Genomic DNA, 20,688 nt, shown 5'->3' on the forward strand with positions numbered 1-20,688 from the left:
TTGGAAAGCTGGATACGTGCTTGCAATAGTCTGCCCTGGACAGGGCTCACAGACCCCGGGATTTCTGGCCCCTTGGCTGGAACTGCCTTCGGTGGCAGGCCAGTTGGCCTCCCTCAGCGAGATAGCAGGCATCGACCTGACGGCTCATGGGACCACCTCGGACGAGGAAACCATCAAGGACACCGCGGTGGCGCAGCCCCTTATTGTCGCCGCAGGCCTGGTTGCCGCCAGCTCCCTGTTCGACGTCGAGCTGAGCTCGCTGCCCGTGATCCTGGCAGGCCACTCTGTCGGTGAGATCACGGCTTCCGCACTTGCGGGGGTACTCACCGAGCAGGAAGCCATGACATTTGTCCGTGAGCGTGCCAACAGCATGGCCGCCGCCGCTGCTGTGACCCCCACCGGCATGAGTGCCGTGGTGGGCGGGGACCCGGCGGAGGTCCTCGCGGCAATCGAGGCCTCCGGGGCCACCCCGGCCAATGTCAACGGTGCGGGCCAGACCGTCGCCGCCGGAACCTTTGAGCAGCTTCAGTCCCTGGCTGAGAACCCGCCGGCGAAAGCACGCGTCATTCCGCTCAAGGTTGCAGGAGCCTTCCACACCAGCCACATGTCCCCCGCTGTCAGCGCGCTGGAAGCCCTCAAGCCGGAACTGAAGCCGCAGAAGCCGCAGGTTCCCCTGCTGTCCAACTTCGACGGCCGCGAAGTCACCGACGGCGACGCCGCCGTGGACAGCCTGATCGCCCAGGTGTCCCGCCCTGTCCGCTGGGACCTGTGCATGGAATCATTGGTGGAACGCGGCGTCACGGGTGTCATTGAACTGGCCCCTGCCGGAACCCTGGCCGGCCTTGCCAAGCGCGGCATGCCTGGCGTCAAAACGGTTGCCGTGAAAACCCCGGACGACCTCTCCGCCGCCCTGGCACTCTTCGCAGAATTGGAGGGAAAGGCATGAGCGTTCCCACACTGAAACAGGCCCCGGTCAACGAGAACACCCGTGTCCTTGGAATTGGTGCCTACCGCCCGGACATCATCGTCACCAACGACGACGTATGCCAGTGGATCGATTCCTCCGACGAGTGGATCCGCCAGCGCACAGGCATCGTCACGCGGCACCGTGCCGCAGCCGACGTCAGCGTCATCGACATGGCCGAAGGCGCCGCGCGTGAGGCCCTGCAGCACGCAGGCATAGAAGCCTCCCAGCTGGGCGCGGTGATCGTGTCCACTGTTACACACCCGTACGCCACCCCTTCGGCCGCGGCGAGCCTGGCCGACCGCCTTGGTGCAACCCCGGCGCCCGCCTTTGACATCTCCGCAGCCTGCGCAGGGTACTGCTACGGGATCGCCCAGGGCGACGCCCTGGTCCGTTCCGGGGCCGCCGACTACGTCCTCGTGGTGGGAGCTGAAAAGCTTTCCGACGTGATCGACAACCACGAGCGGACCATTTCGTTCCTGCTTGGCGACGGAGCCGGTGCGGTAGTGATCGGGCCTTCTGACACCCCTGGCATCGGTCCCTCCGTCTGGGGCTCCGACGGCAGCAAGTGGGATGCGATCGGCATGACACGCTCCATGCTCGACGTCCGCGATCTCAGCGCCTCCGCCCGCCAGGCAGACGAGTCCGACGACCTGGCTATCATTTCCGCCGCGCAGGACCTCTGGCCCACCCTCCGCCAGGACGGGCAGACCGTGTTCCGCTGGGCAGTATGGGAAATGGCGAAAGTGGCCCAGCAGGCCCTGGACGCCGCCGGTATCAGGTCAGAAGACCTGGTGGCCTTCATCCCCCACCAGGCCAACATGCGCATCATCGACGAAATGGTGAAGAAGCTTCAGCTGCCTGAAACGGTCACCGTTGCCCGTGACATCGCTGACGCCGGAAACACTTCGGCTGCCTCCATCCCCCTGGCCACCCACCGCCTGCTCCAGGAGAACCCGGAGCTCAGCGGCGGACTCGCGCTCCAAATCGGCTTCGGCGCCGGTCTGGTTTTCGGCGCCCAGGTCATCGTCCTCCCCTAGGAACGAACGCCCCAAACAGGCCGCACCCGCGGTTTGAACCGTTTCCGGCAGCCCCTGCCGGCAATAACAAGAAAAGGAGCCATCAATGGCTAGCAACGAAGAGATCCTGGCCGGCTTGGCTGAAATCGTCAACGAAGAGACCGGCCTGGCCCCTGAGGCTGTGGAGCTGGACAAGTCCTTCACCGAGGACCTGGACATCGACTCCATCTCGATGATGACCATTGTGGTCAACGCTGAAGAGAAGTTCGGCGTGCGCATTCCGGACGAAGAGGTCAAGAACCTCAAGACCGTCGGTGACGCCGTGAGCTTCATCTCCGGCGCACAGGCCTAGCCACGGCTTCAGCCGATTACGGCTGGCTGGATTGCCGGTCCGGACTTTCACCCGGACCGGCAATCCACCGCATTCATTCCGGCACTCAGCTGCCGCATACCTTTACGCGGGACCCCGCCGGACAAACCGGACACGGCCTGCCCACCGACAGAGAGTGATCCCATGACACGCAAAGTAGTCATTACCGGTCTGGGTGCCACCACGCCCATCGGCGGCGACGTACCCACTATGTGGAAGAACGCGCTGAAAGGGGTCTCAGGTGCCCGCACCCTGGAGGATGACTGGGTTGCCAAGTATGAGCTTCCCGTCCACTTTGCCGCACGCTGCAGCACTCCTGCCCTGGACGTCCTGAGCCGGGTCGAAGCGAAGCGGATGGATCCTTCCACCCAGTTCGGCGTGATCGCTTCCCGCGAGGCGTGGGCGGACTCGGGCATCACCGAAGTGGACCACGACCGTCTGGCGGTTGCCTTCGCCACCGGCATCGGCGGCGTCTGGACGCTCTTGGACGCCTGGGACACCCTGAAGGAAAAGGGACCCCGCCGTGTCCTCCCCATGACGGTGCCCATGCTGATGCCCAACGGCGTCGCTGCTGCCGTCAGCCTGGACCTGGGTGCCCGCGCCGGCGCCCACACCCCTGTGTCGGCCTGCGCCTCCGGCACCGAAGCCATGCACCTTGGCCTGGACCTGATCCGTTCCGGCAAGGCCGATGTGGTGATGTGTGGCGGCGCCGAAGCGGCCATCCACCCCATGCCCCTGGCCGCATTCTCATCCATGCAGGCACTCTCCCGCCGCAATGACGAGCCCGAGCGGGCCTCCCGTCCCTACGATCTTGGCCGCGACGGCTTTGTCATGGGCGAAGGCGCCGGTGCCCTGGTCCTCGAAGCCGAGGAGCATGCCCTGGCCCGTGGTGCGCGCATCTACGGCGAGCTGGCTGGTACCTCCGTCACGGCGGACGCCTACCACATCACCGCCCCGGACCCTGAGGGACTGGGTGCCACCCGCGCGCTTAAGGCAGCGATGTTCGACGGCCGGATCCAGGCTGAAGACGTGGTGCATGTGAATGCCCACGCCACGTCCACTCCCGTGGGTGACAAGCCGGAGTACACCGCCCTGCGCGCTGCCCTCGGCAACCACATCGACCATGTGGCGGTCTCCGCCACCAAATCGCAGATGGGTCACCTCCTGGGCGCCTCGGGCGCCGTGGAGGCCGTGCTCACGGTGCTGGCTGTCTACGAACGCAAGGCTCCGGTGACCATCAACCTGGAAAACCAGGATCCGGAGATCCCCCTCGACGTCGTCACCTCCGCCCGTGACCTGCCCGCGGGCAGCATTGTGGCACTGAGCAACTCTTTCGGCTTCGGCGGGCACAACGCTGTGATCGCGGTACGCAGCGTTTAGCACCGACGCCAAAGAGGGGCCCCGCCCGCTGCCTACTGCGCAGCTGGCGGGGTCCCTCTTTTCGCTATGGAGTATTTGCCGGGGAGCATAAGGTCAGATCCTGCACTGCAGGAACGTGGCTTGCGACGCCATCGATTCCAGACCGCAGTCAGCCCACCTGGTGCAGCCAGCGGACTGGAGCACCTTCTGCTGCGTGGCGGAAGGGTTCGAGCTCTTCGTCCCACGCCTCGCCGAGCGCGAGGGAGAGCTCATGGTAAACGGCTGACGGGTCACCGGCGCCGGACTCGTAGGCGTAACGGATCCTGTCCTCGGAGACCATGATGTTGCCGTGCACGTCAGTCACAGCATGGAAGATGCCCAGCTCGGGGGTATGGGACCAGCGGCCGCCGTCCACACCCTGGCTCGGTTCCTCGGTGACCTCATAGCGGAGGTGGGCCCAGCCGCGCAGGGCCGAGGCAAGCTGCGCTCCGGTTCCGGGCGTTCCCGTCCAGGAGAGCTCGGCGCGGAACATTCCGGGCGCAGCAGGCTGAGGGGTCCACTCAAGGTCCGTCCGCTTGTCCACGACGGATCCGATGGCCCACTCGACATGCGGGCACAGTGCAGTAGGGGCCGAGTGAACGAACAGCACACCGCGGGTCATTGCAACAGACATTCCATCCTCCATAGCTGTAGGTACGTCTTCCCCAACGACCTCTGCCTGGATGGAACTCCTGCGCCGTAGCCCTCACGGCGGCGGTATTCCCTGCCTGACTATTGAATTTTCTTGATTGTTAAGCCATGTCCGTCACTTGCGGTGAAGCGTGAAACGAGAGAGCTTCAAGCGACACTTGAAAGTTGCCGGACGTGACTCTTATTGTGCCGTACGCCGCCTAATTACGCCAGTGCAATTCGCCACACTGGCTTTTGACGGATATTTTCCCAACAAAGAATGCCGCGGATTTATTGTCATGCATGGTACTACCCCCAATTACGCCCTTGGATGTGCCTGCTGATAACTCTTCCTCAGGCGGTCCACAGAGACATGGGTGTAGATCTGAGTGGTGGCGAGGCTGCTGTGGCCCAGGATCTCCTGGACGGCCCGGAGATCCGCGCCCCCGTCCAAGAGGTGCGTGGCCGCGGTATGCCTCAAGGCGTGGGGCCCGGTAGCGGAGGTGTCCCCCAGTGCTTCAAAGAGCTCCTTCACGACGGCCCTGACCTGGCGCTGGTCCACCCTGTTGCCACGCGATCCAAGGAAGAGGGCCGGCCCGCTGTGAGGCTTGGCCAGCGCGGGCCTGCCCCTGCGGAGCCAGTCGTCGACGGCGACGGCGGCAGGAACACCGTACGGGACTGTCCGTTCCTTGTTGCCTTTGCCGATCACCCGCAGTGTGCGGCGGTCCGGGTTGAGATCATCCACATCCATGCCGGCGAGCTCACCCACCCGGAGACCGGTGGCATACAGGAGCTCCACCATGGCCCGGTTGCGGACAGCCATGGGCGAACCGGCGGCGGCGGCTTCCTCCAGGTTGCCAAGCAGCCGCCCCAGCTGTTGGGACTGCAGCACCCCCGGCAGTGACTTCCCGGTTTTTGGAGCCCGCAGCCGCAAGGCAGGATCTGTTTCCATCAGTTCTTCCCGCATGGCCCAGGTAGTGAAGGACCTGGCCGTGGCTGACCTCCGCGCCACGGTGGACCGGGACATCCCGCCCTGGCTCTGGATTCCCAGCCACCGTCTGAGCGTTCCCAGTTCGAGGCCGGGGAGGTCAGTCACGCCTTCGGAGGCGGCATACTGCAGCAGACTCCGGAGATCCGAGATGTAGGCCCGCAGGGTGTGGGCGGACCTGGCACGCTCTCCCGCCAGATACCTGGAAAAATCATCAATTGCCTGCTCGAGCGCGGGGGGCAGTTCCGGAGTCTCCACCTTCCTACTTTCCCAGTCTTTGCCGCCAAAGACAGGTACGGACACAGGAAACTAGCCTGATTCCTTGGCCCGTTTCCAGCCTCCCCTCTCCGACAAGGCAAGCCCCAGCAAGCCGAGACGGCCAAGCCCTGCCCGCACGGACTCCTGGCTGAGCCCGGCTACCGCACTGAGTTTTTCCACCGAACTGGTGGATCTTAGGGGAAGGGCATCCAGGAGGATGAGGTCCTCCAGGGTCAGTCCGTCGTGGACGGCTGCTTGGCCGCCCTTGGGCTCAAGAAGTGATTCACCGCTGGGTGAGGCCAGTTCGGCGATCTCCGCGGCATCCGTGACACAGACTGCGCCTCCGTCCCGGAGCAGCCTGTGGCAACCGGCCGAATTGGCACTGTGCACGGACCCGGGGACAGCACCCACCGCTCTCCCGAGGGTTTCGGCATGATGGGCGGTATTGAGTGCGCCTGAACGCCAGCGGGCCTCCACCACCACGGTGACCGCGGACATGGCAGCAATAAGCCTGTTCCGCTGCAGGAAGCGGTAACGGGTTGGTGCCGATCCCGGCGGAACCTCAGCTATCACGGCGCCCTGGTTGCAGACCGCACGCAGGAGGTCCTCATTGCCGGACGGATAGAACCGGTCCACACCGCCTGCCATAACAGCGATGGTGGGCAGTGGCCCTGCACCACCGGCCAGGGCTGCCCTGTGGGCGTGGGCATCAATACCGTAGGCACCGCCGGACACCACCGTAAAGCCGCGCTGAGCCAGTGAATAGGCAAGGTCTCCTGTCACAGAGGCACCGTAGCTGGTGCTGTCGCGGGACCCCACCAGAGCCACACATTGTGCTGCGGCTGGCAACGGCTGCTCCAAGCCCCGCCACCACAGGCACAGAGGCTCGTGGATGCCAAGATCGGCAAGCTGGGCAGGCCACAGTGCGTCCGAGGGGATGATCAGCCGGCCACCCAGGCGTGCCATGGTGGCAAGGTCCCGTTCGGGTGCCAGATCGGGAATGCGCGGCGCCCAGCGTTTGAGCGCCGCCGTAATGCCTCCCCAGCCGGCCCCGGCACCGTTGTCCGCCAGCAGCCCCGTAATTTCCTGTTCCAAGGCCGGCCCAGCCTTCAGCTGGCCTGTCGCGATCTTCAGCGAATCGGTGGCTCCGGCAGCCCGCACCAGCGCGAGGCCGGCCGCGTCTTGGGGCTCCATAAGCCTCGACAGCGCTGCGCGGGCGATCCGTTCGTTGTCCATGAGTCTCTTTCTTCACGCGGCTGCCGAGGCAGCCTGCCGGAGGCCCAGTGCCTGGCCGATGTCGTTGGTGTCGGGTTTGTCGCGGTGTGCCAGGTCGGCCAAGGTCCACGCCAGCCGCAGCACCCTGTCGTAGCCCCGGGCCGTCAGGACTCCCCGCTCCAGTGAGTGGTCCAGAATCCTTGTGGACGCGGCGGGGAGGCGGAGTCCGCCGCGAAGGATCCGCCCCGGAACCTGGGAATTCGTTTCGAGCCCGAGGCCTTGCAGCCTGTCGGCCTGGCGGCGGCGCGCGTCATCCACCCGCTGCGCCACGGAGGCGGTGTCCTCTTCAGAACCTGCCTGGCCGAAGTCGGCCAGTGAAACGCGCTCCACCTGCAACTGGATATCCACGCGGTCCAGGAGCGGGCCGGACATCCGGGCGAGGTAACGGCGCCGCATCATGGGAGTGCATATGCAGTCCAGTCCTTTGCCGGAGGCTTTCCCGCAGGGACACGGGTTGGCGGCGAGAACCAGTTGGAACCGCGCCGGATAGGCCGCGGTGCCAGCTGACCGGTGAATCACCAGTTCGCCGCTCTCCAGGGGTTGGCGGAGGGCATCCAACACCCGGCGTTCATATTCCGGCGCCTCGTCCAGGAACAGCACGCCACGGTGTGCCCGGGACGCCGCGCCCGGACGCGGCAGCCCTGAGCCGCCGCCGATGATGGCGGCTGCCGTGGCCGAGTGATGGGGGTTTTCAAAGGGCGGCCGCCGGAGGAGCTGGACGGCCGAGGACGGCAGGCCACAGAGCGAGTGGATGGCCGTGACTTCCATGGCCTCGTTGTCGGCCAGGTCCGGCAGGAGGCCGGGCAGCCTTTCCGCCAGCATGGTCTTGCCTGCGCCCGGAGGGCCGGTGAGCAGGAGGTGGTGGGCGCCTGCCGCCGCCACCTCCAGGGCACGCCGGGCATCGCCCTGGCCGGACACGTCGGCCATATCCGGCACCGCCTGCGTGCTCCCCGGGGCATCCCCTTGACTGGCCTCGTCCTGGGGCTCGAAGTCCAGCGCAAGTTCTTGCGGGTCCGCACCAAAGTCGAGGGCAAGCCGGGCCAGCGTGCGGTAGCCCCTGACATTCGCACCCGGCACCAGTGACGCCTCAGCCAGGTTGGCTTGTGCCACCACGATCTCCGGATACCCGGCCTGCACTGCAGCCATCACGGCAGGAAGAATGCCCCGCACCGGCCGAAGCCGGCCATCCAGCCCAAGTTCGGCCATGAAGACGGTCCGCCCGGTGGGCCTAATGTCATTCGCCGCCCGCAGCACGGCCATTGTCACCGCAAGATCGAACCCGGAACCCCGTTTGGGGAGGGAGGCCGGAATCAGGTTGGCGGTGATCTTCCGCCGGCTCAATGGAATTCCCGAGTTCTTCGCCGCGGAGCGGATGCGTTCCTTCGCTTCATTCAGCGCCGCGTCCGGGAGGCCCAGGATCACAAACGCCGGCAGCGACTGGCCGATGTCCGCCTCAACCTCGACGATGTAGCCGTTGAGGCCCACCAGTGCCACCGAGTAGGTCCGGCCCAACGCCATCTACCCCACCCCTTTGAGGTGTTCCACCAGCGGTTCGCCAACGCCGTCGTCCAGCACGGAGATGACATCCACGCGCCGCAGCGGCATGCGGAGCTCCCGGTCCCGGCACCATGCGGAACCGAGCCGGTGCAGGCGGGCGAGTTTTTCCGGGCCCACGGCTTCAAACGGATGGCCGTAGTCCAGGGAGCGGCGGGTCTTCACCTCCGCTATGACCAGGGCATCGGCGTCCAAGGCCACGATGTCGATTTCGCCGTCCGGGCAGCGCCAATTGCGCTCCACCACCAGCATGCCAACTGACTCAAGATATACGGCGGCCAGCTCTTCGCCGCGCCGGCCCAACAGGTCTTTGGATTTCATGTCTACCTCCGCAACCAGCCTGCGGGGGCCAGTCAGCGGAGGACAGAGGGCCAGCTGCCTATGTGGGAAACGTGGCTAGAGTCAGGCTGTTTCGGGGCAATGTGGAGGAGCAGTGATCCTGCTTCCTGCGCGCATCAGTTGCCGAGGTCAACGTCCTTGGGCATGGCAAGTTCTTCATTGCGCGGAAGCTCTTCGACGTTGACGTCTTTGAAGGTGAGGACGCGGACATTCTTGACGAATCTCGCCGAGCGGTAGACGTCCCAAACCCACGCGTCCTGCAGCGTCAGGTCGAAGTAGACCTCGCCGTCGGCACTGCGGGCCTGGAGGTCAACATGGTTGGCCAGGTAGAAGCGGCGTTCTGTCTCGACAACGTAGCTAAAGAGCCCGACGACATCGCGGTATTCACGATAGAGCTGCAGCTCCATGTCGGTTTCATAGTTTTCAAGATCCTCAGCGCTCATGCTTCCATCTTGCACCATTCACCGTACCGCTGGCGCCACCGCAAGGGCCCGTCATTACAGTTCGCCGCCCAGGAGGTTCCAGCTCACCCTGTGGTACGGCGTGGGTCCTGCGGCCCTCAGCACGTCCCGGTGGAAGGGAGTTGCGTATCCCTTGTTTTCATTCCAGCCAAAATCCGGGTATTCGGCGTGCAGCCCGCACATCTGCTGGTCACGTTCCACCTTGGCGATCACGCTGGCGGCCGCAACACTCAGGCACTGCATGTCAGCCTTGATGCGGGTGTGGACCGGAGCGTCGCATCGCAGGTTCGACCCGTCGACCGTCATCTCGTCGAACAGGGAGGGCTGCTCGGCGGGCGACAGCCAGTTATGGCTCCCATCAAGCAGCACCAGGTCCGGCGTAACCCCGGCGGCGAGGACCTCAAACCAGGCGCGGGTTCCTGCCAGTCGCAGGGCGGCGATGATGCCGAGCGCGTCGATTTCGGCTGCGGACGCATGTCCCACCGCCGACGCGAGGCTCCATTTGCGGACCAGTGGTTCCAGGCGTTCCCGCTCCGCCGGGTTGAGCAGCTTGCTGTCACGGACCCCGGGCAGCGACTTCTGCGTTTCCAGATCCACGACGGCGATACCGACGCTCACGGGGCCTGCCAGCGCACCGCGGCCCACTTCGTCGACACCGGCGAGGTAGCGGACTCCCTGCGCTTTGAAGGACCGCTCATGGCGCAGCGTGGGGGGTTTTGAGTGGATGCCCGTGGCGGGGCGGAGAGGCACCTTGGCGGGCGTTGCAGGCAGTGCATTGGACATGGCTAGCCTGCCGGCGGCACGTTCCGGAACACGTCCGGGTAGTTATCAAGGGCAGTGATCCTGTTCAGCGGCCAGGCGATGACGGCGGCTTTGCCCTCGATGTCCGTGAGATCGATGAAACCACCGTTGGAATCCATGTGGGCACGGGAATCAGCGGAGTGGTTGCGATTGTCTCCCATGACCCAGACCTTCCCTTCCGGAACAACAACGTCGAAGTCGCGGATCTGTGGGGTTTCGGCACTGTTGACGTAGCTTTCGTCAACAGCGGATCCGTTGATGGCCAGTTTACCGCCGGCGTCGCAGCAGATCACGTGGTCCCCCGGGAGTCCAATGACACGCTTGACGAGGTGCTGCTGGGAATTGTCCGGCAGGAGGCCAACAAAGATCAGGCCGTCCTGGACCCAAGTGAAGGGGCCATCGGTCTTCTCCGGAACCGGCGGCAGCCAGCCCTTTGTATCCCGGAACACCACGACGTCACCCCGGGAAAGCGCAAAGGGTTCCGGGACAAGGAGGTTGACGAAGATGCGGTCATCGATATCGAGGGTGCTGACCATCGACTCGGACGGAATCCAGAAGGCCCGGAACAGGAAGGTTTTGATCAGGAAGGACAGGACCACGGCGATGACCACCACCGTGGCAACTTCCTTGAGCCAGACGAACACCGGGCTGGGGCGTGAGGCCTCCGGTTGCGGGGCTGCGGAACGCCGTCCGGAGGCCGGGGCCTCCGGAGCTTCCCCCGCCGCCGTCGCGTCGGCTGAACGGGCAGTGCCGGCCGCACTTGCCTGGCTGGCTCCCTCAGGGCCCGGCTCAGGTGTCCGTGGCTGGTTCTCGGGCATCTACTGTCCGTCCTCTGTTGTTGGTCCTGCCGCTGGCGGCCGTGGTAATGCTGCAAATCTATCAAGCGGCCAGAGGATCTGGACCGGCCTGCCAATCACCCGGTCCAGCGGAACCATTCCGCCACCCGGCGCGCCCAGCAGGCTGCGTGAATCCGCCGAAGCGGAACGGTGGTCTCCAAGCAGCCACAGCCTTCCCTCCGGAACAATCACGCTAAACGCCTGCGTGCTGGGCTTGTCGCCGTCGAAAACGTAAGACTCGTCAATGGCCTGACCGTTCACTGTGACTTTTCCAGCCGAGTCACAGCAGGACACCGCATCCCCGGGTAGCCCGATGACCCGCTTGACGAACGTGGTCTCAGAGCCTGTCAGCCCCAGCCATTGCCCGGCAGCTGCCAAAGAATCGGCCAGGGGACCCTTTCCGCTGTTGAGCGGGGCGAACGAACCCCGGCCGTCAAAGACCACAATGTCGCCGCGACGGATGGCCTCGGGGTCAAAGGCAGTTCTGGACACCAGGATACGGTCCCCGCCCTCCAGGACAGGCTCCATGGATTCTGACGGAATGAAGAAAACATCCAGCCACAGGGAGCGGACCAGTCCGCTGATTGCCACCGCAAGGACAAGTGCAAGGAACGCAAAACGCCAGCCCATTCTTCTGGGCTGGCGTTTTGTCTGGTCCATGATCCGTATCCTGGTGCGCTGTTGCGAATGGCTCCGGCGCTGGCCTTGTACGGCTGGGGCCTGCCGTAGGTCGAAGAGACCCTACTTGGCGGTGCTGAAGTCCCGCTTTTCCTTGATCTTGGCAGCCTTGCCGCGCAGTGCACGCATGTAGTACAGCTTGGCGCGGCGCACGTCACCCTTGGTGACTACTTCGATCTTGTCGATGATCGGGGAGTGTACCGGGAAGGTACGCTCAACACCGACGCCGAAGGAGACCTTGCGGACCGTGAAGGTCTCGCGGATGCCGTCACCCTGGCGGCCGAGGACGAAGCCCTGGAAAACCTGGACACGGGAGTTCTTGCCTTCGATGATGTTCACGTGGACCTTGAGGGTGTCGCCCGCGCGGAACTCAGGAACATCGGTGCGCAGCGAGGCTGAGTCTACGGAATCGAGAATATGCATAGTGCTACTCCTGGTAAACGCCACAGGTCATTCACTTTGGGTCACGGCGGCCAAGCCCGGCGCACAGGATGCACCGGAAATTGCCGTCGAAAATTTTGTGGGTCCGGTCCCGTCAATGATTGGCGGCACCGGGTTGTCTTAGCTGTTGGCCGCGCTCCCCCTGTGGCAGGTGCGGACCCAGCAGACACAAGGACTAATTTTGCCACATTCGGAGGCCAACAGCCAACCGCTTCACCAGCCCGTCAGGCGGGAGGTGCGCTGCCGGAGCCAGGGCGGGGACGGAGGCGTCCCTCGACGACGTCGTATCCCAGTTCAGCGAGGAACGTCCGGTCTGCACGGGGCAGCTTCCCGGCGTCGAACGTCGTCAGGAGGTCAGGGCGGCGTTCCGCTGTCCGACGGTATTGTTCGTGGCGGCGCCACTGTGCGATTTTGCCGTGATTGCCGCTCAGCAGGATGGCCGGAACGTCCCGTTCCCGCCAGCTGGCCGGCTTCGTGTACACGGGGTATTCAAGGAGACCATCCGAATGGGACTCCTCCACCAGGGAGTCGGGGTTGCCAACAACGCCCGGCAGCAGCCTTCCGATGGCTTCCACCATGGCCAGCACCGCTACCTCGCCCCCGTTCAGAACATAATCGCCAAGGCTCATGGGCCGGACAGTAAAATGCTCCTCGGCCCACTCAATAACCCGCTCGTCAATCCCTTCGTAGCGGCCGCAGGCGAAGACCAACTGGTCCTCCTCCGCGAGTTCGTGGGCCAGCGCCTGGGTGAAGCGCTCCCCCGCCGGCGACGGGACGATAAGGACGGGTTTGCCCCCTCCTTCTGACGGCCGCGCTTCCGCCACCGATGCCAGCGCCTGGGCCCACGGTTCCGCCTTCATCACCATGCCGGCGCCGCCACCGTAGGGCGTGTCGTCCACCGACCGGTGCTTGTCGGTGGTGAAATTCCGCAGGTCATGGACATGCAGGTCCAGCAGGCCGTCCTGCCGGGCTTTGCCGATCAGGGACAGTTCCAGGGGCGCCAGATATTCCGGAAAAATGCTGACGACGTCGATGCGCATCTAGGCGTTTTCCCCGGAAGCGCGGCCTTCGGTGTCCTCGGCGTTGACGTCGAACAGTCCTTCCGGCGGAGTCACCAGGACGAATCCTTCGGCGACGTTGACCTCGGGAACAATCTGCTCAACAAACGGGATGAGGATTTCCTTGCCGTCGGGTGTTTCAACCACCAGCAGATCCTGCACGGGCATGGTGTGCAGGCCGGAGACCTTTCCCACTACACGGGAGCCAACACGCGCTTCCAGTCCGACGAGTTCGTGCTCGTACCAGCCTTCGTCGTCGTCCTCGTCCAGTTCTTCGGTCTCGATGAAGAGCTTGGCGCCGCGGAGGGTTTCCGCCTGGTTCCGGGTTTCGATCCCGTCGAAGGCCAGCAGCAGGATGTCCTTGTTCCAGCGTGCGCTCTCCACCGTGAGCGTGCCCAGGGAGGCGGGTTCGACGACGAACTCGGTGCCCGGCACGAACCGGTCGGCCGGGGCGTCAGTCAAGACCTGGACCGTCACTTCCCCACGGATCCCGTGGGGTTTGCCGATTCGTGCCACCTGAAGCTGCATCTGTTCCTCTTTTTCCCGTTTACTGAATATGCGGCGCTGGTGTCCGCGTCTTATCGTGGTCGTTGGATCGTCAGTGCGCTATTGCCATGAAGCCAGCGCTTTTTGCTGTGAAAGCACTCCGGCCCCTCCACCGTTTACTGGTGGAGGGGCCGGAGCAAAACTGGTGTTGCGGGCGCGCTAGCGGCGGCGGTCGGTATCGACGACGTCGACCCTGACCGGTTCGCCGCCTGCCAATGCCGCGACGACGGTGCGCAATGCGCGTGCCGTGCGGCCCTGGCGGCCGATCACCCGTCCGAGGTCATCCTGATGAACGCGTACCTCGAGGGTGTCCCCGCGGCGGTTGTTCTTCGAGCTGACCTTGACGTCCTCCGGGGAATCAACGATTCCGCGGACCAGGTGTTCGAGCGCTTCTGCCAGCAATCTACTCAGCCTCGGTGGTCTCTGCTTCGGCCTCGGCCGGGGCTTCGTCCTTCTTAGCCTTCTTGGTGATGGCTTCCGGGATGATCACAGAACCCTTTTCAGGGGTAACGAAGGCAGGCTTGGCGACCTTGGTCTTCAAGGTGCCCTCCTGGCCCGGCAGGCCCTTGAACTTCTGCCAGTCACCGGTGATCTTGAGGATCGCGGCAACCTGCTCGGACGGCTGTGCGCCGACGCCGAGCCAGTACTGGGCACGGTCCGTGTCAACCTCGATGTATGAGGGCTCTTCGGTGGGGTGGTACTTGCCGATTTCTTCGATGGCACGTCCATCACGCTTGGAGCGTGCGTCCATGACGACGATGCGGTAGTACGGTGCGCGCATTTTGCCAAAGCGCTTAAGGCGAATCTTTACGGCCACTTTTGTGGTCACTCCTGTTTCAGAAAGGGGGTGAACCTGCGTTCTGCACCCGTGGGGCGGGCCATACTTGAGGGTTCGAAGGACAGGATCCGGACGCGGAGAGAGGGGCCACGCAGATCGAGTACCTGTCTATTGTGCCAGATCAGCGGATGGATTTCGACTTGACACGTGGGGCTGGCGGCGAAGGAACCCAGACGGGCCGGGCCGGACACTCAGGAGGACCAGACGTACAGCCCGGTGCGGTCCGTGTCGTCGATTCCGCTGGCCAGCTCGGCAAGCTGCTGGACGTACTTGCGGGCGTCTTCGGCTCCGAACGGCATGTCGTCCTGGGCCGCCCACTTTTCGGCGACGTCGTCCAGGACGTTGCCCTCTCCTTCGGTCTCATAGCTGAGCAGATCCGCGAGCGCCCGCACCATCGCCGGCGGAACCCCGAGCAGCGAGTCACTGGCCACGTCCACCATGGCCAGTTCGTAGTCCGCCCCTCCGGCATGCACGGCGGCTCCGGCGAGATCGCCCAGCTGTTCGATTTCGAAGTCGCTGATTCCGGGGATCCGCAGGCCCTGCCCGGCGGGCGAACCCGTGGACGCGCCCCGCTCGTCCAGGTCGCGTGCGCGCTTAAGCGCGGCGTCGTGGGTTGCCACAAACAGTTCGGTAAAGCCCATGGGAATCGCCCTCATTCCGTCGACGGTACGGCCCGGGAAGGCAGCGCTTTAGCGCCGCCCCGGCCGTTCGGATTCAGCTTAACCCACAGCCGTGCCCGGACAGCTGCACCGACCCAGAGCAATAGCTAGCGGACGGCGACCCGGATCCTGTTGCGCCATGGGTCCTCAAAGCGCAGCTCCGCGCCGGTGTGGTGGGCGGCGACTCCGGCAACCTTCAGGCGGTCGGCGAGAGCGCCGACGTCGTCACCTGAGGGAACTTCGATCAGCACTTCGCCCAGGCCCAGCGTGTCCCGCCGGGGACCGGCGCCACGGCTGTTCCACACGTTCATGGCCATGTGATGGTGGTAGCGGCCGGCGGAGACAAACAGCGCCTGGCCATGCCAGCCTGCGGTCTTTTCAAATCCGAGGGTGCCAACGTAGAAGGCGTGGGCCGTCTGTACGTCCCCCACTTGGAGGTGGACATGGCCCACACCCGCCGCAGCGCCCAGCTGGCTGTCCACTGACTTCTGGGTCAGGTGCTCCTGCAGGTACCGCTGCGGCGGCAGGGCGAGGCTGTCCATCACCACGTCCTTGCCGTTCCAGGACCAGCGTTCACGCGGGCGGTCCCAGTAGAGCTCGATGCCGTTGCCCTCGGGGTCATTGAAGTAGAAGGCCTCACTGACCAGGTGGTCGGCGCTGCCCGTGAAGGACCGGGGGTCATACTGCGCCACGGTGGCCACGGTGGCAGCGAGCGAAGGCTGGTCATCAAAGAGCAGCGCTGTGTGGAACAGGCCGGCCTCTCCCCTGCCTGGAAGATTCAAGCCTGGCGCGGGGGCGAGGTGCACCAGCGGCTTGCCGAGCCGGCCCAGGTAAAGCCCGCCGTCCTGTTCGGCCACCACCTCAAGCCCGAGGGCACGCTGGTAGTAATCGGTCATGAGCTTCATATCTCCCACTTTGAGCATCACCGTGCCCATGGTGAGGCTGGCAGGAAGAAGATCCTGGCTGGCGGCTTCTGAAGTCATTGAACACTCCCGGGTCAATGGCCATCGCGGGTCGTGGCCTCTTACTTATCTCAATTACTTGAAGCTTCAATTTATTCCCAGCGAAAGCCAGCTTTTGTCAGAGGATAAGTTCAGCGGATGAGATGCCCGCCCAGCACCACGTTCTGGAGCCTGGCAACAGTTTCCGGCACCGTCCGCGGATCCTCTTGGCAGAGCACAACGTCCGCAGGCGCGCCCTCGGAGATGCCGTCCGCCCCCAGCCAGCTCCGGGCACTCCAGCAGGCGGCGTCGAGGGCGGAAGCCATGGGAAGTCCGGCTTCATGGAGCGCCAGGATCTCGTCCGCGATCCGCCCGTGCCTGATGACGCTTCCGGCATCGGTGCCCGCATAAATCCGGACCCCGGCCTCAAAAGCCTCAAGCACCCGCTCTGCCCTTCGCTCCCAGAGTGCCCGCATATGGGCGGCATACCGCGGAAACCTTGCTTCAGCCTGGTCAGCGATCCCCGGGAAGGTGGCGATGTTGATGAGTGTGGGCACGATGGGGACGCCCTGTTCTACGAACCTGGGGAGGTGCCGTGGCAGCAGCCCGGTGGCGTGCTCAACACAGTCGATCCCTGCATCCAGCATGTGGTCCAGGGTCTCTTCTGCGAAGCAGTGCGCTGTCACCCGGGCGCCCTCGTCGTGGGCTGCCTCAACGGCATCCCTGACGACGGCGGGAGGGAACGACGCCGCCAGGTCACCCGCACCACGGTCGATCCAGTCCGCCACCAGCTTGACCCAGCCATCGCCGGCACGTGCCTGCTTGCGGACCGCCTCAACAAGCCCGCCGGGCTCCACTTCGACGGCGAAGTTCCGCAGGTAGCGGCCTGTCCGTGCAATGTGGCGGCCTGCCCGGAGGATCCTGGGCATGCCTGGCTTGCCCTGCAGCCAGCGGGTATCACTGACGGCGCCGGCATCCCTGACCAGGAGTGTCCCGGCGTCGCTGTCGGTGCGGGCCTGTTCTTCGGCAACTTCGTCCGCCACGGCACCGCCCCCGCCCAGGCCGATATGGCAGTGCGCGTCCACAAAACCTGGCAGCACCCAGCCTGAGAGGACCCTGTCCGGAGCCCTCTGGGGACGGTGGAAGGTCAGCCTGCCATCCACCGACCACAATCCGCGGCGTTCCTGGCCCGGTCCCGTGAGAACGGTTCCACTGAATTTAATGACTCCGGCCATGGCCTAGAGTTCCCTCCTCATCGTGAGCCGCGGAGCCAGGGCATCAAGCCCGAGTCGCTTTTCGTGGGCCCGCAGAGCGGCAAGGCCGGGCCCTGAAGCCGGGAATTCCACGAAGCCGCACCTGGCGTAGAACGGGGCATTAAAGGGGACGTCAGCGAAGGTACACAGCGTCATCGCTTTGAACCCCCGGCGCCGTGCTTCATCTGCGGCGGCTTCAACCAATGCCCTGCCGAGGCCCCGCCTGCCAGCTGCCGGGTGGACCGAAAGCTGCTCGAGATGAGCCAGGCCGTCCACCACATCGACCCGGGCGAATCCAGCAGGCGGACGTCCCGATACCAGGACAAAGAGCGAACCTAGGGCCGGGGTTGGCTGCGGCGCCGGGAGCAGAACTCCGCCCAGCGCGTCCTGAAGCTGTGCGTCCGCTGCGGCTTCCAGCTGTGGCAAGCAACCCAGATCGGCTGGCTCCGCAGGTCTGATCCGGGGTGCCTCATTCGAGTCAGTCACGCCGTCAGGCTAGCACCGGGCATGTGACAACGTCCTCCCGCGCAGGCTGTGGTAGCTTCATCTTGACCACACGGGTGCCCTTGCAAGGGCTGAGATCGGGCTAACGCAGCCTGCGACCGTTGAACCTGTCCGGGTAATGCCGGCGAAGGAAGTGAGTATTCTCGTGAATACGCAAGAAAAACTGCTGCCCCCTGCCCAAAATGAAACTGCCGGCACTGAAAAGGGAGACCAATCCCGGCACGCTGACACACAGTCGCTGAAGTCGCATTCGCTGGCTTTCATCAAGGACGAGGCCTCGGGAATCCAGGTTCCCGTGACGGAGATTGCCCTGGAGCCCTCTCCGAACGGCCAGGCGAACAGCCCGTTCAGGATCTACCGGACCGCCGGCCCGGGCAGCGATCCGGTGGTTGGGCTGGCGCCGTTCCGCTCTCCATGGATCAACGAACGGGGCGACACCGAGCCGTACAGCGGCCGGGAGCGGAACCTGCTCGACGACGGCCGTTCCGCCGTGCGCCGCGGAGCAGCTTCGGCGGAGTGGAAGGGAGCGCAGCCCGAGCCCCGCCGCGCCGTCGCCGGCCGGACGGTGACCCAGATGCATTACGCAAAACAGGGCACCATCACTCCAGAGATGCGGTTCATCGCCCTCCGCGAGAACTGCGATGTGGAGCTGGTGCGCAGCGAGGTCGCGGCCGGACGCGCGATTATCCCCAACAACATCAACCATCCGGAGTCCGAGCCGATGATCATCGGCAAGGCCTTCCTGGTGAAGATCAACGCCAACATCGGCAACTCGGCCGTCACCAGTTCCATCGCTGAGGAGGTGGACAAGCTGCAGTGGGCCACCCAGTGGGGGGCCGACACCGTAATGGACCTGTCCACCGGGGATGACATCCACACCACCCGCGAATGGATCATCCGCAACTCTCCGGTCCCGATCGGCACGGTGCCCATCTACCAGGCGCTGGAAAAGGTCAACGGTGAAGCGAATGCACTGACCTGGGAGATCTTCCGCGACACCGTCATCGAGCAGTGCGAACAGGGGGTGGACTACATGACCATCCACGCCGGGGTTCTGCTGCGGTACGTTCCCCTGACCGCCAACCGCGTAACCGGGATCGTGTCCCGCGGCGGTGCCATTATGGCGGGCTGGTGCCTGGCACACCATCAGGAGAACTTCCTCTACACCCACTTTGACGAGCTCTGTGAGATTTTCGCGAAGTACGACGTCGCGTTCTCCCTTGGCGACGGCCTGCGGCCGGGAGCGACGGCGGACGCCAACGACGCGGCGCAGTTTGCCGAACTGGACACCCTGGCGGAGCTGACCCAGCGGGCCTGGGAGTTCGACGTGCAGGTGATGGTGGAAGGCCCCGGCCATGTGCCGTTCCACCTGGTCCGCGAGAATGTGGAACGCCAGCAGGAACTCTGCAAGGGCGCACCGTTCTATACCCTTGGCCCCTTGGTCACTGACGTTGCCCCTGGCTATGACCACATCACCTCAGCCATCGGCGCCACGGAAATTGCCCGCTACGGAACGGCGATGCTCTGCTACGTCACGCCCAAGGAGCACCTGGGCCTGCCCAACAAGGACGACGTCAAGACCGGCGTGATCACCTACAAGATCGCGGCCCACGCAGCCGACCTCGCCAAAGGACACCCGGGCGCCCATGAACGGGACGATGCCCTGTCCAAAGCCAGGTTCGAGTTCCGTTGGCGTGATCAGTTTGCGCTGTCGCTGGACCCTGTCACGGCCGAGGCTTTCCATGACGAAACGCTGCCCGCGGAACCGGCCAAAACGGCACACTTCTGCTCCATGTGCGGTCCCAAGTTTTGTTCCATGAGGATCAGCCAGGACATTCGGGATGAATACGGCAGCAGTGATTATGCTTCCGGTGGCTCCCGGGACACCCCGCAGTCGGAGGCCGAGATTGCTGCCGGAATGCGGGAAAAGAGCCAGGAGTTCCTCGCCGCCGGCGGCAAGGTGTACCTGCCTGAGCTGCGGCTCCCCGAAAGCGCCCGCCACTAGCGGGCTTCAAGCTCCGTCCGGCAGGCATTTGGGGGCCTGCCGGACGGAGATCTGCGGTAGATCCTTGGGAGGCAGGCAGGGTGGGAAACGCCCGTCAGGACGCCCGCGGCTGCAGGCGCCGGCTGGCTTCGGCAATGAATGAACGGATGCAGTGGTCACCCTCGGCGGAATCCTGGGGCCGGTGCCCGCCGGCGGCATGGCGGTGCATGGCGCCGGTCTCCCTGAGGTACCCGGCGATTTCTTCGTAGAGGGGCTCCCAGCCGCCGGTCAGGACCAGCGTGGGGACACCGGGAACGATCTGCAGCGGGGCTTCCCAGGCGGGAGCCTGCAGCCGGAGCCGGCGCGCGGACCGTTTCTCCTCCACGGTGGCCGGCTCCTGCAGATCCGCCGCGTACACCCGCCGGACGAACTCCCGCTGGAAGTCCTCATCCCCAAGCTGGTGGCGGACATCAAAGAGCGGCTGCATCAGTTCGCGGTGTGCCGCGGTGGCGGGCAGTTCGGCGGTGAGCGACAGGCAGGCCGGCTCCACGAGGGTCAGCGAAAGCACCAGGTCCGGGCGTTCGACGGCGGCCAGCATGGCTGAGATGGCGCCCTGGGCATGCGCCACAACGTGGCCGCCGGCAGCGCCCCGGCCGTCATCAGCCAGGGACCGGAGGACGATGGCGGCATCGGCTGCAAAGGACGATTCCACAGGTTCGGCCACGGGATCGAATCCGTGCCGCCGGAGGAACAGGGCGTCATAGGTCAGTGCCATGCCATGCTGGCGGGGCCATGCCGCCGCGCCGAAGCTTCCGGCGCCGTGGACGAACACTACCCTCTGCTTGAACATGACCCAACCCTAATCCACGGCTCCGACATCCCGGCGGCACCAC

The 20,688-nt window shown here is 64.9% G+C and carries 24 protein-coding genes and 1 riboswitch; of the genes, 5 read left to right on the forward strand and 19 right to left on the reverse strand.

Going from position 1 to position 20,688, the window contains the following annotated elements; genetic code table 11:
* Window positions 1-16 precede the first annotated feature (16 nt).
* The 4 genes from F8G81_RS14610 (at window position 17) to F8G81_RS14625 (ending at window position 3,733) form a co-directional block, all read left to right on the forward strand.
* Complete coding sequence (locus F8G81_RS14610) at window positions 17-946, forward strand: ACP S-malonyltransferase (RefSeq protein ID WP_267275426.1); 930 nt, start codon at window positions 17-19, stop codon at window positions 944-946.
* Window positions 943-2,004 (forward strand): beta-ketoacyl-ACP synthase III, encoded by a 1,062-nt coding sequence (locus tag F8G81_RS14615; RefSeq protein WP_267275427.1) that lies wholly within the window; start codon window positions 943-945, stop codon window positions 2,002-2,004. The genes F8G81_RS14610 and F8G81_RS14615 overlap by 4 nt, the downstream gene beginning before the upstream one ends.
* 85 nt (window positions 2,005-2,089) lie before the next feature.
* Window positions 2,090-2,335, forward strand: a complete 246-nt coding sequence (locus F8G81_RS14620) for an acyl carrier protein (protein ID WP_056335424.1) — start codon at window positions 2,090-2,092, stop codon at window positions 2,333-2,335.
* Window positions 2,336-2,497: 162 nt separating this feature from the next.
* Window positions 2,498-3,733 carry a beta-ketoacyl-[acyl-carrier-protein] synthase family protein gene (locus F8G81_RS14625; RefSeq protein ID WP_267275428.1) on the forward strand — a complete coding sequence of 412 codons (1,236 nt, stop codon included), beginning with the start codon at window positions 2,498-2,500 and terminating at the stop codon, window positions 3,731-3,733.
* Window positions 3,734-3,881: 148 nt separating this feature from the next.
* Here F8G81_RS14625 and F8G81_RS14630 read toward each other — a convergent pair whose 3' ends face one another.
* The 18 genes from F8G81_RS14630 to F8G81_RS14715 form a co-directional block, all read right to left on the reverse strand.
* Window positions 3,882-4,385 (reverse strand): DUF3145 domain-containing protein, encoded by a 504-nt coding sequence (locus F8G81_RS14630; protein ID WP_267275429.1) that lies wholly within the window; start codon window positions 4,383-4,385, stop codon window positions 3,882-3,884.
* A gap of 315 nt (window positions 4,386-4,700) precedes the next feature.
* Entirely contained in the window at window positions 4,701-5,627 is a 927-nt protein-coding gene (locus F8G81_RS14635; RefSeq protein WP_267275430.1) for a tyrosine recombinase XerC, read from the reverse strand.
* 51 nt (window positions 5,628-5,678) lie between these two features.
* Complete coding sequence (dprA, locus tag F8G81_RS14640; RefSeq protein ID WP_267275431.1) at window positions 5,679-6,863, reverse strand: DNA-processing protein DprA; 1,185 nt, start codon at window positions 6,861-6,863, stop codon at window positions 5,679-5,681.
* A 12-nt stretch (window positions 6,864-6,875) separates the two neighbouring features.
* Entirely contained in the window at window positions 6,876-8,420 is a 1,545-nt protein-coding gene (locus F8G81_RS14645; RefSeq protein WP_267275432.1) for a YifB family Mg chelatase-like AAA ATPase, read from the reverse strand.
* Window positions 8,421-8,777 (reverse strand): YraN family protein, encoded by a 357-nt coding sequence (locus tag F8G81_RS14650; RefSeq protein WP_267275433.1) that lies wholly within the window; start codon window positions 8,775-8,777, stop codon window positions 8,421-8,423.
* 134 nt (window positions 8,778-8,911) lie between these two features.
* Window positions 8,912-9,238: a DUF2469 domain-containing protein gene (locus tag F8G81_RS14655; RefSeq protein WP_267275434.1), complete on the reverse strand. Its 327-nt coding sequence runs from the start codon at window positions 9,236-9,238 to the stop codon at window positions 8,912-8,914.
* A gap of 54 nt (window positions 9,239-9,292) precedes the next feature.
* The gene (locus tag F8G81_RS14660) at window positions 9,293-10,039 is read right to left on the reverse strand and encodes a ribonuclease HII (protein WP_267275435.1); all 747 of its coding nucleotides are present in this window, start codon (window positions 10,037-10,039) and stop codon (window positions 9,293-9,295) included.
* Window positions 10,040-10,041: 2 nt separating this feature from the next.
* Window positions 10,042-10,875: a signal peptidase I gene (gene lepB / locus F8G81_RS14665; protein ID WP_267275436.1), complete on the reverse strand. Its 834-nt coding sequence runs from the start codon at window positions 10,873-10,875 to the stop codon at window positions 10,042-10,044.
* On the reverse strand, window positions 10,876-11,553 hold the full coding sequence (lepB, locus tag F8G81_RS14670; protein ID WP_267275437.1) for a signal peptidase I: 678 nt from the start codon (window positions 11,551-11,553) through the stop codon (window positions 10,876-10,878).
* Window positions 11,554-11,634: 81 nt separating this feature from the next.
* A complete protein-coding gene (gene rplS / locus F8G81_RS14675) occupies window positions 11,635-11,994 on the reverse strand; it encodes a 50S ribosomal protein L19 (RefSeq protein ID WP_267275438.1) in 360 nt (119 codons plus the stop codon).
* A gap of 242 nt (window positions 11,995-12,236) precedes the next feature.
* Window positions 12,237-13,052 carry a tRNA (guanosine(37)-N1)-methyltransferase TrmD gene (trmD, locus tag F8G81_RS14680; protein WP_267275439.1) on the reverse strand — a complete coding sequence of 272 codons (816 nt, stop codon included), beginning with the start codon at window positions 13,050-13,052 and terminating at the stop codon, window positions 12,237-12,239.
* Window positions 13,053-13,598 carry a ribosome maturation factor RimM gene (gene rimM, locus F8G81_RS14685; RefSeq protein WP_267275440.1) on the reverse strand — a complete coding sequence of 182 codons (546 nt, stop codon included), beginning with the start codon at window positions 13,596-13,598 and terminating at the stop codon, window positions 13,053-13,055.
* 177 nt (window positions 13,599-13,775) lie between these two features.
* A complete protein-coding gene (locus F8G81_RS14690) occupies window positions 13,776-14,018 on the reverse strand; it encodes an RNA-binding protein (protein ID WP_267275441.1) in 243 nt (80 codons plus the stop codon).
* Window position 14,019: 1 nt separating this feature from the next.
* Window positions 14,020-14,433, reverse strand: coding sequence for a 30S ribosomal protein S16 (rpsP, locus tag F8G81_RS14695; RefSeq protein ID WP_267275442.1), 414 nt, complete (start codon window positions 14,431-14,433; stop codon window positions 14,020-14,022).
* Window positions 14,434-14,645: 212 nt separating this feature from the next.
* On the reverse strand, window positions 14,646-15,095 hold the full coding sequence (locus tag F8G81_RS14700) for a hypothetical protein (RefSeq protein ID WP_267279237.1): 450 nt from the start codon (window positions 15,093-15,095) through the stop codon (window positions 14,646-14,648).
* Window positions 15,096-15,220: 125 nt separating this feature from the next.
* Entirely contained in the window at window positions 15,221-16,096 is an 876-nt protein-coding gene (locus F8G81_RS14705) for a VOC family protein (protein WP_267275443.1), read from the reverse strand.
* A gap of 110 nt (window positions 16,097-16,206) precedes the next feature.
* Complete coding sequence (locus tag F8G81_RS14710) at window positions 16,207-17,289, reverse strand: amidohydrolase family protein (protein ID WP_267275444.1); 1,083 nt, start codon at window positions 17,287-17,289, stop codon at window positions 16,207-16,209.
* A gap of 3 nt (window positions 17,290-17,292) precedes the next feature.
* Complete coding sequence (locus F8G81_RS14715) at window positions 17,293-17,793, reverse strand: GNAT family N-acetyltransferase (protein WP_267275445.1); 501 nt, start codon at window positions 17,791-17,793, stop codon at window positions 17,293-17,295.
* A gap of 60 nt (window positions 17,794-17,853) precedes the next feature.
* Window positions 17,854-17,961: riboswitch (TPP riboswitch) on the forward strand.
* Between F8G81_RS14715 and thiC the strand changes: the two genes are divergently transcribed.
* Window positions 17,957-19,816, forward strand: a complete 1,860-nt coding sequence (thiC, locus tag F8G81_RS14720) for a phosphomethylpyrimidine synthase ThiC (protein WP_323809192.1) — start codon at window positions 17,957-17,959, stop codon at window positions 19,814-19,816. (Overlaps the previous riboswitch by 5 nt.)
* Window positions 19,817-19,910: 94 nt before the next feature.
* Here the strand turns inward: thiC and F8G81_RS14725 are convergent, their stop codons facing one another.
* Window positions 19,911-20,645 (reverse strand): alpha/beta hydrolase, encoded by a 735-nt coding sequence (locus tag F8G81_RS14725; RefSeq protein WP_267275446.1) that lies wholly within the window; start codon window positions 20,643-20,645, stop codon window positions 19,911-19,913.
* Window positions 20,646-20,688: the final 43 nt, after the last annotated feature.

The organism is Arthrobacter sp. CDRTa11, from assembly GCF_026427775.1.
Lineage (GTDB): Bacteria > Actinomycetota > Actinomycetes > Actinomycetales > Micrococcaceae > Arthrobacter.